Annotated in this window: 9 protein-coding genes; 4 read left to right on the top strand and 5 right to left on the bottom strand. The window is 59.9% G+C overall.

Annotated elements, in window-relative coordinates:
• Nucleotides 1-37 precede the first annotated feature (37 nt).
• Nucleotides 38-415 (top strand): response regulator, encoded by a 378-nt coding sequence (locus tag VY732_RS13755; protein WP_003225116.1) that lies wholly within the window; start codon nucleotides 38-40, stop codon nucleotides 413-415.
• 36 nt (nucleotides 416-451) lie between these two features.
• Here VY732_RS13755 and VY732_RS13760 read toward each other — a convergent pair whose 3' ends face one another.
• The 3 genes from VY732_RS13760 to VY732_RS13770 all read right to left on the bottom strand — a co-directional run bounded on the left by VY732_RS13760 (nucleotide 452) and on the right by VY732_RS13770 (nucleotide 4808).
• A complete protein-coding gene (locus tag VY732_RS13760; protein WP_331695693.1) occupies nucleotides 452-2122 on the bottom strand; it encodes an ATP-binding protein in 1671 nt (556 codons plus the stop codon).
• Nucleotides 2119-3621 carry an ATPase domain-containing protein gene (locus tag VY732_RS13765; RefSeq protein WP_331695694.1) on the bottom strand — a complete coding sequence of 501 codons (1503 nt, stop codon included), beginning with the start codon at nucleotides 3619-3621 and terminating at the stop codon, nucleotides 2119-2121. The genes VY732_RS13760 and VY732_RS13765 overlap by 4 nt, the downstream gene beginning before the upstream one ends.
• 131 nt (nucleotides 3622-3752) lie before the next feature.
• Entirely contained in the window at nucleotides 3753-4808 is a 1056-nt protein-coding gene (locus VY732_RS13770; protein WP_331695695.1) for a tetratricopeptide repeat protein, read from the bottom strand.
• 171 nt (nucleotides 4809-4979) lie between these two features.
• Between VY732_RS13770 and VY732_RS13775 the strand changes: the two genes are divergently transcribed.
• Genes VY732_RS13775 through VY732_RS13785 form a run of 3 tightly spaced genes read left to right on the top strand, consistent with a single transcriptional unit; the run spans nucleotide 4980 to nucleotide 8275 of the window.
• Nucleotides 4980-7115 carry an FUSC family protein gene (locus tag VY732_RS13775; protein ID WP_331695696.1) on the top strand — a complete coding sequence of 712 codons (2136 nt, stop codon included), beginning with the start codon at nucleotides 4980-4982 and terminating at the stop codon, nucleotides 7113-7115.
• Nucleotides 7105-7305, top strand: a complete 201-nt coding sequence (locus VY732_RS13780; protein WP_007914938.1) for a DUF1656 domain-containing protein — start codon at nucleotides 7105-7107, stop codon at nucleotides 7303-7305. The genes VY732_RS13775 and VY732_RS13780 overlap by 11 nt, the downstream gene beginning before the upstream one ends.
• A 4-nt stretch (nucleotides 7306-7309) precedes the next feature.
• Nucleotides 7310-8275, top strand: coding sequence for an HlyD family secretion protein (locus VY732_RS13785; protein ID WP_331695697.1), 966 nt, complete (start codon nucleotides 7310-7312; stop codon nucleotides 8273-8275).
• A gap of 197 nt (nucleotides 8276-8472) precedes the next feature.
• Here the strand turns inward: VY732_RS13785 and VY732_RS13790 are convergent, their stop codons facing one another.
• Together VY732_RS13790 and VY732_RS13795 are read right to left on the bottom strand one after the other, a co-directional pair.
• The gene (locus tag VY732_RS13790; RefSeq protein WP_116032660.1) at nucleotides 8473-9894 is read right to left on the bottom strand and encodes an efflux transporter outer membrane subunit; all 1422 of its coding nucleotides are present in this window, start codon (nucleotides 9892-9894) and stop codon (nucleotides 8473-8475) included.
• Nucleotides 9891-13070, bottom strand: coding sequence for an efflux RND transporter permease subunit (locus tag VY732_RS13795; RefSeq protein WP_331695698.1), 3180 nt, complete (start codon nucleotides 13068-13070; stop codon nucleotides 9891-9893). The genes VY732_RS13790 and VY732_RS13795 overlap by 4 nt, the downstream gene beginning before the upstream one ends.
• Nucleotides 13071-13081 lie beyond the last annotated feature (11 nt).

Consider the following 13081-nt stretch of genomic DNA (forward strand, 5'->3'; position numbering starts at 1 on the left):
GTCGTATCAGCAGCTATTGACCGAACAAAGGCTTCCCATGAGCGTAGATGCACAAGATGTAGTACTCGTCGTCGAGGACGAACCGGTTATCTTGATGGTCCTGACGGATTACTTGTCAGGGCAGGGGTATCGCGTGTTGCAGGCGGAAAACGGCGAGCAGGCGTTCGAGATTCTTGCGAGCAAGCCGCATCTGGACATGTTGATCACCGATTTCCGTTTGCCGGGCGGGATCTCTGGCGTGCAGATCGCCGAACCTGCGGTAAAACTGCGACCTGATCTGAAAGTGATTTTCATCAGCGGTTATCCGCAGGAAATCCGCGAAACCGGTAGCCCGATCACGCGCAAGGCGCCGATCCTGGAAAAGCCGTTCGACCTGGATGTGTTGCAGGAAAAGATTCAGGAATTGCTTGCCTGACCACCCGGCCTGCTTCAGCAGGCCGTATTCTCCCGATCAGCTTTTGATCATCTCCCGCACCTTGGCGGTCAACAGATCAAAAGTGAACGGTTTGGTGATCATCTGCATCCCCGAATCGAGGAAGCCGCCACGCACCGCCGCGTGCTCGGCGTATCCGGTGATAAACAACACCTTCAGACCTGGCCGATATTGACGGCCGACTTCCGCCAGTTGCCGGCCGTTCATGCCCGGCAAGCCGACATCACTGATCAACAGATCAATGCGCTGCGTCGAGTTCAGAATCGGCACGGCGCTGTCGGCATCCCACGCTTCGACAAAGGCATAACCCAACTCACCGAGTACCGCGCAAACCAGCACGCGTACGGCCGGGTCATCTTCGACGATCAGCACGGTTTCGCCGTCCAGTGCATCTGGCAGTTGTTGAACATCGGGGGCAGGGCTAGCCAGTTCCTCACCGCGAAAGCGCGGCAGATAAAGCCTGACCGTGGTGCCTTCATCGATTTCGCTGTCGATCGAGACATGTCCGCGGGACTGCTTGCTGAAACCGTAGATCATCGACAGACCCAGCCCCGTGCCCTGGCCGATCGGTTTGGTGGTGAAGAAAGGGTCGAACGCACGGTTGATGACGCTTTGCGGCATGCCGCTGCCGTTGTCGGTGACACTGAGCATCACGTAATCACCGGGTTCGAGGTTGCTGTAGGCTTCAGTGAATTCACGTTTGAGCACTTGATTGCTGGTCTCGACCACCAGTTTGCCGCCGTCAGGCATGGCGTCGCGGGCATTGATCACCAGGTTGAGCAGGGCGCTTTCCAGTTGATTGGGATCGGCCTCGGCCACCCATAATTTGTCGTTGAGGCGCATGTCCAGCTGAATGCTTTCGTTGAGGCTGCGTTGCAGCAGCTCACCCATGGACAGCACCAGCGTGTTCATCTGTACGGCTTTGGAATCCAGCGACTGGCGGCGTGAAAACGCCAGCAAACGATGGGTCAGGCCGGCGGCACGGTTGGCCGAGGTCACGCCCAGATCAATCAGACTGTCGAGGTCATCCGTGCGCCCACGGGCCAGACGTCGACGCAGCAACTCAAGGCTGCCGATGATGCCGGTGAGCATGTTGTTGAAGTCGTGGGCGATGCCGCCGGTGAGTTGGCCGACCGCTTCCATTTTCTGCGACTGACGCAGTGCTTCTTCGTTGTGGCGCAGTTGCGCGGTACGCTCCTCGACTTGTTGCTCAAGGGTTTCCAGGGTCGATTGCAGACGCCGTTCACTTTCGCTCAAGTCGATCAGCCGGTCGCGGGCCTCGTACTGTCGTCGTCGCCCGCGCAATGCGGCCGAGACCATACTGACCAGTGTCGCCGGATGAAACGGTCGCTCAAGAAATGTCACGTTGCCCAGCAGATCGCTCAGGCGAGAGGAGGGCCCTTGTTCCTGACCGCCGTGATGGGTCAACAGCACAATCGGCAGGTCCGACCACGCAGGTTGCTGTTCCAGATACAGGAACAGCGCTTCCAGTTCCGGCCCGCGCAAGGCTTCGGCGGCGACCAGCACCAGCCCGGCACCCAGTTCCAGTTCCGTACACAGCGACCCCAGATCGGGCGCGACGACTCCGCCGTAGCCGGCCTCTTTGAGGATCATCAGCGCAATCTGGCTGTCGCGACCCACGGGCGCCAGAATCAGCGCCCGTTCGGCCAGCGGCACTTGAACCGTCACAAGTGCTCTTCCTGCAACAGCGGGTTACTCGCGCCGAGGTAGGTGGGGACGCCACGCAGTACGCCCTGAAAGGCTTCCAGCGGTTCACCGATGGTCATGCCTTGCGTGGAAATGCGGTATTCACGAATGGTCGATTCGTGGCTGCCGGTGCGTTTCTTGATGATCGAGATCGCGCGGCGGACTTTGCCCAGTGCTTCGAAGTAGCGCAACAGAATCACCGTGTCAGCCAGATAAGTAATGTCGACCGGCGCTTGCATGTCGCCAACCAGACCATGTTGGGCAACGGTCATGAAGGTCGCCGCACCTTTGCGGTTCAGGTACAGCAACAGTTCGTGCATGTGCAGCACCAGCGCGTTTTCTTCCGGCATTGCCGCCTGATAGCCGTTGATGCTGTCGATGACCACGGTTTTGATTTGACCTTCATCGACGCAGCGCCTCACGCGATGGGAGAACTCGCCCGGTGACAGTTCGGCGGCGTCGACTTGTTCAATCAACAGATTGCCGGTGGCTTGCAGCGCCTTGAGGTCGATGCCGATGTTTTTCATGCGTTCGAACAGCAGGCCGAGTTCTTCATCGAAGATAAACAGCGCTGCTTTTTCCCCGCGTAGTACCGCAGCGGCGGCGAAGATCATCGAGATCAGCGATTTACCGGTACCGGCAGGGCCGAGAATCAGCGTACTGGAGCCGGTTTCGATGCCGCCGCCGAGCAGAGCGTCCATTTCCGGGATGCCGCTGGACAGCTGCAAACGCGCATAGTCGCCGCGATGTTCAGCCGCCACCAGGCGTGGGAACACATGCACGCCATCGCCCATGATGGTGAAGTCGTGGAAACCGCCGCGATACTTCTGGCCACGGTACTTGACCACCCGCACGCGTCTCCGCTCGGCGCCGTAGTTGGGTGTCAGTTCTTCAAGACGAATCACCCCGTGGGCCACGCTGTGCACGGTTTTGTCGAGGGACTCGGTGGTCAGGTCGTCGAGCAGCAGTACGGTGGCGTTATAACGCACGAAGTAATGCTTGATCGCCAGAATCTGTCGGCGATAACGCAACGAACTCTGCGCCAGCAAACGGATCTCCGACAGGCTGTCGAGCACCACACGCGTAGGTTTGAAGCGTTCGACCGCTTCGAAAATCTGCTTGGTGGCTTCGCCCAGTTCCAGGTCGGAGGAATACAGCAAGCTCTGTTGGTGTTCAGCATTGAGCAGGCTTTCCGGGGGCGTCAGCTCGAAGATCTTGATGTTGTCATCCAGCGTCCAGCCGTGGGACAACGCCCCTTGCCTAAGTTCGCGCTCGGTTTCCGAGAGCGTGATGTACAACGAGCGCTCGCCGGCTTTCGCGCCGGCCAAGAGAAAATGCAAAGCGACCGTGGTTTTGCCGGTACCGGGTTCACCCTCCAGCAAAAAAACATGACCGCGAGGCAGACCACCGGCGAGGATGTCATCCAGACCCACAATGCCGGTAGCGGCTTTCGCACTGATCAACTCGTTAGAAGTAGACAAAAAATGCCCTCTCATGACTAAGGGAAGCGAGGCCGCCAACTTATCGAGCGGCCTGAATAACTTGACCCTGCGCCGTGATGGCAGTTCCGAAATTCCTTGCCAAATGTGTCGATTGAACGGTCAAAAGTGGCTCAGAGACCCTGCTGCAAGGCCGGATCATCCGGGTTGAGCTGTTCCAGCTGCGCCAACAGAATCTGCACGTTCTGCAATTGGCCGCTCTCTTTCCAGTAGTTGATCAGCAACACCCGCGCCTTGCGGTCAGCGGGGTGACGCTGAACGATTTCCTGCAACTGGTTTTGCGCCGCTTCCAGTTCTTCGGCGCTGTGCAGGGTGGTGGCGAGGTCGTAGCGATAATCCTTGTTATCGGGCTCCAGCTCGACGGCTTTGGACAAACCGAGCAGGGCGTATTCGCGCTGATCGTGGTGCAACAGCCAGAGACCCAAGGCATGTTGCAGGTAGGCAGAATCAGGTTGCGCTTTGAGCTGTTTGACCAGCAGTTGTCGAGCGGCGTCGGTTTGGCCCTGGCGGTCGAGGACATCGATCTGCATCACCAGCGCCTGCAGATTGCCGGGCTCCAGGCGCAGGGTATTGTCGAGCGCGATCTGTGCTTCCTTTAGTTCGGCGTTGTGAATGTGCAGGCGGGCCAGTTGTGCGTAGTTCGTGGCGCTTTCCGGCTGCGCCTTGAGCGTTTGTTCCCAGCCGTCGATCGCTTGTTGCAACGGCGCGAAATACAGACCCAGTTCATCCGGCGTCAAGCCGAGCAGGGCGTTGATCGCGGCAAAACGCACGGTTTGATCGTCATCTTCGAGCATCGGCCCGAGCAACAGGCTGCGTTGCCCGCCCGGCACCAGGCCCACCACGCTTTTGATCGCCGCCAGCCGCACGGCGGGGGCTTCGTTCTGCAGGTCGGTGTCGGCCAGTTTCAATGCTTGCGGGCTCGGGTAATTGGCCAGCTCACCGTGCAGCCACACGCGGCGTTTGACCGAAATGTCCGGGCGGCCCAGTTGCTGATACAACTGACGCGCCGCGCCCGGTTGACCCTTGCGGGCAGCATCGAGCGCTTCGCTATAACCGTGCTTGATTGCATCGGGTATGACCGGAACGGTGCTGCGCACCGACAGCCAGGCCACGACGACGACAAGCACAAGGCCCAGGCTGATAAGCAGGTAGCGGCGAGACTGAGGCATGCAGGTTTCCGAAACAGGCGTACTTGAGCAGAGCGGCAAGCTTCGGTCAGCGCGGGCCACGAGTCAAACCCTGTGGATGCGAATCGCCCTACAAGCTGCGTCGACTCAGTTACCCGTCAGGCTTTCGATGCAGTGTCTACGCTTGCAGAAGTCGCTTTGATGAGTGTGCCCATGCAAGCCCTGTTCAATTATTTCCGAGCCGTGATCCACCCCGGTCAGGCCGCCTTGCTGTTTGCCCTGCGAACCATTGTGGCGGGCTTGCTGACGCTGTACCTGGCGTTCTTGTTCGATCTCGATCAGCCGAAGTGGTCGATCATGGCAGTGGTCATTGTCAGCCAGCCGTTGGCCGGGATGGCGCTGGCACGCAGCTTCGGTCAGGTGATCGGCACGACCCTCGGGGCGGCGGTGGCGGTGTTGATCATGGCGATCTTTCCTCAGGCACCGCTGCCATTCATTACCACCCTGGCCCTCTGGCTGGCGCTGTGCACCGCCGGCGGCACGCTACTGCGCTACACCAGTTCGCAAGCCTTTGTGCTCAGTGGTTACACCGCCGTGGTGGTGGCGTTGCTGGCGATTCCGGATCAGGACGGCACCTTTTTACTGGCGGTTACCCGCGTCACCGAAACCTTGCTGGCCGTGGCCTGCGTATGCGTAGTCAGCCTGTTGACGGCACGCCCGCAAGCGGTGGCCAAGGGTTATTTCGCCAAAGTCGATCAAGTCATCAAACTGGCCGCCAGTCACGCTGCGGCGGTCCTTCGCACGGAAGAAAGCGAGGCCGATTTCCAGCGTCGGCAAATGCAATTGCTCGGTGAGATCAGTGCCCTCGAAGGCCTGCGCCGGCACTTGTATTTCGATGCGCCACGGTTGCGCAGCGCCAACCATCTGGTACTGCTGTTGGGCAACCAGCTGATGTTGTTGACCTCGCGATTGACCGCGCTACGCCATCAGCGCGAACTGCTCACCGAGCGCTGGGAGGGTGATCTGCCATTGGACATCCAGCGCCTGCGTGCGGACGAACTGGCGCTTCTTGATCAGTTGGCCGAGCAGGGGCGATCGCTGCCCGAGCCCACACGGCACCGGTTTATCACGCTGCAGCAACAGTTCGAGGCGCTGGCTTATCAGGCCGAACAACTGACTGAAGACATGAGCGCCACGTTGCGTTCACTGGCCTGGGCGTTGCGCTGGGAGCAGGCGCGGCTGTTGCAGCAACTGGAACAGATCCTCGAATTGAGCGATGCCATCCAGGAAGGGCGCGAGGCCAGTTGCCTCTATCGCGGTCAGGTCAGCCCGCTGCATCTGGATTTCACCCTGGCGTCGATGAATGCGATCCGCGCTTTCACCGCGTTGCTGGTGGCCGGGTTGATCTGGATCGAAACCGCTTGGGACGGTGCGCGGGGCGGAATGATTCTGGTGGGAATTCTCTGTTCGCTGATGGCGACGTTTCCGCGTCCACTCATGGCCGCGCAGAGTTATGCCCGAGGCTTGGGCCTGGCGCTGGTGGTCTCGGCGCTCTATCAATTCATGCTGGTGCCGGCGATCAGTGATTTCGAGCTGTTGGCATTGCTGCTGGCGCCGCTGCTGTATGTGATCGCAATCGGTCTGGCCAGTCCGGCGACGGCGGGCATCGGCATGGGGTTGGGGTTGTCGAGTTTCCTCATGCTCGGCCCGCAGAATGTCGGGACCGGGCAGAACACGGCGATTCAATGGTTCGAATTTGCCGGCGCCTACGTCAGTGCGGCCATGCTTGCCTTGATCGTTTACGCGTGGATTTTCCCGTTTCGCCCGGCGTGGCGCCTTCGCCGTTTGTATAACGAAGCGCGCGAGCAGGTGTATGCACTGAGCAAAACCCCGGCGACCGATGAACAACAGTTTGCCTTTGAAAGCCGCATGGTCGATCGCCTGACCAGCATGCTCGGCCTGCTGCCAGCGGTGAACAACCGGGCCATGCAGCAACTCTATGAAATCAGCCTCGCTTGCGTGGCACTCGGTGTGGCAATGCACCAGTTGCGGCAGCAGGCGCACAACAATGCGCTGCTGACAGAAGCCTTTACTCAGCGTCTGGCTTCGGCCGTGCGCAAGACCGGGCGCTTTGTCGCCGGGCGGCAGGATGTCGAACTGGCGCCATTGATGACCACGCTGCATACATTGGGCGATGAACTGGATGAACTGCACGTCGCCAGCCATGAGCATGTCTGGTCGCTGTTTCGTATGCGTGTGGCCCTGTTGATCGTCCTTTCATTTCTACAACGCCACGGTGACGCTATCCAGCACTCTGTTCCGGAAGGAGAAGCAGCCCTTGCCCATTGATTTCGAGATTGGCGGTGTCTACCTGCCGCCCATTGCCCAGGCGTTACTGTTGGCCATACCGATTTTCATGTTGCTGGACTGGGGTTTGCGGCGACTTGGCGTACTGCGCCTGGTCTGGCATGAAGCGCTGTTTGAAGGCGCTTTGTATGCCTGCGTCTGTGCCACGCTGATTTTGCTGATGGGAGCCTGATGCCTTGAAAGTGTTATTCACGCGATTGATCACGTTGGCAGTGGTGCTGTTGGCGATCGTGCTCGGCTGGTTTGCCTGGGAGCATTACACCCGCGCGCCGTGGACTCGCGATGCGCGGGTCAGAGCCGATGTGGTGACGCTGTCGGCGGATGTCTCCGGGCGCATTGTCAGTCTGGCCGTGCAGGACAATCAGCATGTCGACAAGGGGCAATTGTTGATGGAGATCGACCCGGCGCGCTACCGCCTCGCGGTGGAACACTCGCGCCGTGAGGTGGAAGTCGCAAAGGCAACGCTGGGCCAGTCGCAAGCGGCGATCGTTGCCAGCGAAGCCTTGCTCAAGCAGCGGCAAAGTGAAGAGCGTCGGCGGCGTACGCTCAAGCAGGGTTTTGCGATTTCCGGGGAAGAGTGGGAAAAATCCAGTACCGATGTCGCGGTGGCCCAGGCGGATCTTTTACGCAATCAGGCCAATCTCGGTCTGGCCGAGGCCAACGTGCAGTTGGCGATTGCCGCGCTGACCCAGGCCGAACTGGACTTGCAGCGCACCCGCGTCGAGTCCCCGGTGAGCGGTTATGTCACCAACCTGCTGACTCGCGAAGGTGACTATGCAGTGAGTGGAGGCGCGTTGTTGGCGCTGGTCGACAGCGATTCTTTCTACATCAGTGGTTACTTCGAAGAAACCAAATTGCCGCGAATTACAGAGGGCGATCGGGTGCGGGTGCAATTGATGAGTGGGGAGACCTTCGGCGGCAAGGTGCAGAGCATCGCCTTCGCCATCGCCGACCGGGAAAACGCGCCGGGCAGCCGGCTGTTGGCCAACATCAACCCGAGCTACACCTGGGTAAAACTGGCACAGCGGGTGCCGGTGCGGATCGACATTGATGGCGACTATGCCGGCAAGAACCGCCTGCGTGCGGGCACCACAGCGACCGTCACCGTGCTGGAAGACACCCAATCCAAAGAACACCGTTAACCCCTGTGGGAGCGAGCCTGCTCGCGAATGCATTGGATCAGCCCTGATGGTGTTGCCTGACACACCGCATTCGCGAGCAGGCTCGCTCCCACAAGATTTCATTGATTAAAAATCAAAAAAAGCCCCGCGACCGAATGATACGCGGGGCAAAAAATTTGGTTGGTTGCGGCCAACCAAAGGAGCTCTTTAACAATCGATTACTTGCTGGCAACAGTCTCCGGTTGCCAGCCGCCGCCAAGGGCCTTGTAGATCGCGACAATGCCGCGATACAGGTCGACTTCAGCCTGAGCCTGACTGTCTTCGGCGTTCAACCGTTCGCGCTGCGCGTCGAGCAGCACGAGGAAGTCAGTCGTGCCTTCGCGATAGCGGATTTCAGCGAGGTCGGCAGCCTTGCGGCTTGATTCGCTCTGACGTATCAGCGAGATCAGGCGTTGCTGACGTTTGCCGTAATCGCTGAAGGCGTTTTCCGACTCTTCCAGGGCCAGCAGCACTTGTTGCTCGTAAGTCGCCAGTGCGCCTTCGGCTTCAGCATCGGCGCCACGCAAACGGGCGCGTACGCTGCCAAGGTCGAACGCTGCCCACGTAATGCTCGGGCCGAGTGCCCAGGCGTTGGCCGCCGAGGAACCGATCTGCGAACCACGCCCGGCCGTCCAGCCGAGGAAGCCGCTGAGGCTGACCCGTGGGAACAGATCGGCTTTCGCCACGCCAATGCGCGCCGTGGCCGAAGCCAGATTGCGCTCAGCGCTGAGAATGTCCGGACGACGCTGCAGCAGTTCACCCGGATCACCGATTGGCAGGGCCTTGGCAATCGCTGGCAGGTCTTTTGGACTCAGATCGACGGTCAGTTTGTCCGGACGCTCACCCAAGAGGGTAGCGATACGGTTTTTCTGTCGAACCTGTTCTGCCTGCAATTGCGGCACGCTGGCTTCAACCGAGGCCAGACGCGCATCGGCACGTTCGACGTCGAGCTGATCACCGACACCGGCGTCACGCAGGCTGATGGTGATCTTGCGCGACTCCTGCTGGTTGTTCAGGTTGGCCACGGCGATCTTCTCGCGCAGCTGAGCGCCACGCAGTTGACCGTAAGCGTCGACCAGTTCGGCAATCATGGTGACTTGCAGTTGATACAGATCGGCTTCGGCCGCTTGCTGGTCAGCGTCGCTGGCTTCCAGATTGCGCTGGATGCGGCCAAACAGGTCCAGTTCCCAGGCCATGTCCAGACCGAGGTCATAGCGTTCGCTATTGACCCGGTTGGTGGTCTGGCCAGGGATTTGTCCCTTGGCCAAGTCACTGCTGGCGCGGCTGGTGATGGTCGGCATCGCATCGTTGCTGGCGTCGTCGCGGATCGCCCGGGCGGCTTTCCAGCGGGCGAACGCCACGCGCAGTTCACGGTTGCCTTGCAGCGATTGGGTCACCAACTGGTTGAGGGTCGGATCATCGAATTGCTGCCACCAGATGCCTTCGAATTTCGAACGGTCGAAGTTCTTTTGCCCGGCGGCGCCGTCGGTGACGGCCGTGATATTGGCCGCCTCCGTGGCTGGGGTCTTGTAGTCGGGGCCGACAGCGCAGGCGCTGAGGGCCAGCACCAGCAGACTCGGCAGGAAGACTTTCAGACTCATTGTTGCGCCTCCAGTTTCAGAGCTTTGGCCGCTTTGCGGGCTTCGCCGCGTTCGACAAAGTTACGGATCAGTACGTAGAACACTGGCGTCAGCAACAGACCGAAGAAGGTCACCCCGAGCATCCCGGAGAACACCGCCACACCCATGGCGTGACGCATTTCGGCACCGGCGCCGCTGGAGAACACCAGTGGCACCACACCCATGATGAACGCGAAGGAGGTCATCAGGATCGGCCGCAGACGCAGACGGCAAGCTTCGAGAACCGCAGCGAGCGGGTCTAGGCCTTCTTCCTGTTTGTCCTTGGCGAATTCGACGATCAGAATCGCGTTCTTACAGGCAAGTCCCACCAGTACGATCAAGCCAATCTGGGTGAAGATGTTGTTGTCACCGCCCGAGATGATCACACCGGTGATGGCCGACAGCAGGGTCATCGGTACGATCAGGATCACCGCCAGTGGCAGGCTCCAGCTTTCGTATTGAGCGGCCAGTACCAGGAACGCCAGCAATACGCAGAGCGGGAACACGAACAGCGCGGTGTTGCCGGACAGAATCTGCTGGTAGGTCAGGTCGGTCCACTCGTAGGTCATGCCGTTCGGCAGTTCATCCTTCAACAGTTTCTCGATGGCTTTTTCCGCCTGGCCGGAGCTGTAGCCCGGGGCAGCCGCGCCGTTGATTTCTGCGGTGATGAAGCCGTTGTAGTGCATCACGCGGTCCGGGCCCGAGGTGTCGCTGACCTTGATGAAGGTCGCCAGCGGGATCATTTCGCCTTTGTTGTTGCGTACTTTCAGCTGGCCGATCTGGTCGGATTCGAGGCGGAACTGTTGCTCGGCCTGAACGTTGACCTGATACGTGCGCCCGAAGCGGTTGAAGTCGTTGGCATACAACGAACCCAGGTAGATCTGCAGGGTGTCGAAGATGTCGCTGACGGCCACGCCGTGGGTCTTGGCTTTTTCACGGTCGATAGCGGCATCGACCTGCGGCACGTTCACCGTGTAACTGGTGAACAGCCCGGCCAGTTCCGGCACGCTGTGGCTCTTGTTGATGATGTTCATGGTTTCTTTGTACAGCTCGTCGTAGCCCAGGTTGCCCCGGTCTTCGATTTGCAGGCGGAAACCACCAATGGTGCCCAGACCTTGTACCGGCGGTGGCGGGAAGATCGCCATGTACGCCTCTTGAATGTTCGCGTACTGGCCGTTCAAGGCCCCGGCGATTGCACCGGCGGACATGCTCGGATCTTTACGTTCGTCGAACGGTTTCAGGGTCACGAAGACGATGCCGGCGTTCGGGCTGTTGGTGAAGCCGTTGATCGACAGACCCGGGAACGCTACGGCGCTTTCCACGCCTGGCTGTTTCAGTGCCAGGTCGGACATGCGCTTGATCACTTCTTCGGTGCGATCCAGGCTCGAGGCATCCGGCAGTTGTGCGAAGGCCACCAGGTATTGCTTGTCCTGGCCGGGCACGAAACCGGTCGGCGTGCTGGAGAAACCGAAGAAGGTCAGCACCATCAGGCCTGCGTACAACAGCAGGGCGATGCCGCTGCTGCGGATAACCCGGCGCACGGTGCCGACGTAGCCATGGCTGGCACGATCGAAGAAACGGTTGAACGGACGGAACAGCCAGCCACCGAAGATCTTGTCGAGTGCCTTGGAGAAGCGGTCTTTCGGTGCGTCGTGGCTTTTCAGCAATACCGCGGCCAATGCTGGCGACAGGGTCAGCGAGTTGAACGCCGAGATCACGGTCGAGATGGCGATGGTCAGTGCAAACTGTTTGTAGAACTGCCCGGTGAGGCCGGAGATGAACGCCGCCGGGATGAACACCGCACACAGCACCAGCGCCGTGGCAACGATCGGACCGGTTACTTCACGCATGGCGCGTTTGGTGGCTTCCACCGGATTCAATCCGAGCTCGATATTGCGCTCGACGTTCTCCACCACCACGATGGCGTCGTCGACCACGATACCGATCGCCAGTACCAGACCGAACAGCGACAGCGCGTTCAGCGAGAAGCCGAACAGGTGCATCACCGCAAACGTACCGATCAACGATACCGGCACCGCCACCAACGGAATGATCGAGGCGCGCCAGGTTTGCAGGAACAGGATCACCACCAGTACCACGAGGATCAGCGCTTCGAAGAGGGTGTGAACAACCGCCTCGATCGAACCGCGCACGAAGATCGTCGGGTCATAGACGATGCTGTAATCCATGCCTTGCGGGAAGTTTTTCTTCAGCTCGTCCATCTTGCCGCGAACTTCGTTCGAGATGTCGATGGCATTGGAGCCAGGGCGCTGGAAGATCGGGATGGCCACCGCCGGTTGGTTGTCCAGCAACGAACGCAGCGCATATTGGCTGGAGCCTAGTTCAACGCGAGCGATGTCCTTGAGGCGAGTGATTTCACCGTCGTCGCCTGCACGAATGATGATGTTCTCGAACTCTTCCTCGGAGACCAGACGGCCCTGTGTGTTGACCGACAGCTGGAAGCTCTGGGCATTCGGGGCAGGGGGTGCACCTAACTGACCGGCAGCCACTTGGCGGTTTTGCTCACGAATCGCGGTGACCACATCGGTCGCGGTCAGATTGCGCGAAGCGGTCTTGTTTGGATCGAGCCAGACCCGCAGCGAGTAATCGCCCATACCGAACAGCTGCACGTCACCGACACCGTTCAGACGAGCCAGCTCATCCTTGATGTTGAGGATCGCGTAGTTGGACAGGTAGAGCATGTCGTAGCGTTTGTCCGGCGAGGTCAAGTGCACAACCATGGTCAGGTCAGGCGAGGCCTTGTCGACGGTGATACCGATGCGCGTCACTTCCTCTGGAAGTTTCGGCTCGGTACGGGTCACCCGGTTTTGCACCTGCACCTGCGCGTTGTCCAGGTCAGTGCCCAGGGCGAAGGTGATGGTCAGGGTGATCTTGCCGTCGGCGGTCGACTGCGAGGACATGTACAGCATGTTCTCGACGCCGGTGATGGCCTGCTCCAGCGGAGCGGCCACGGTTTCACCGATGACTTTAGGGTTGGCGCCCGGGAAGTTCGCCCGTACCACCACGGTTGGCGGCACGACTTCCGGGTATTCGCTGATCGGTAGCTGGAACAGCGAGATAGCACCGGCGATCAGGATCAGCAGCGACAGCACCGCTGCGAAGATTGGCCGTGAAATGAAGAATTGGGAAAAATTCATCGGAGTTGTCG

Origin of the sequence: Pseudomonas sp. ZY71 (genome assembly GCF_036542145.1) — a bacterium.
Lineage (GTDB): Bacteria > Pseudomonadota > Gammaproteobacteria > Pseudomonadales > Pseudomonadaceae > Aquipseudomonas > Aquipseudomonas koreensis_A.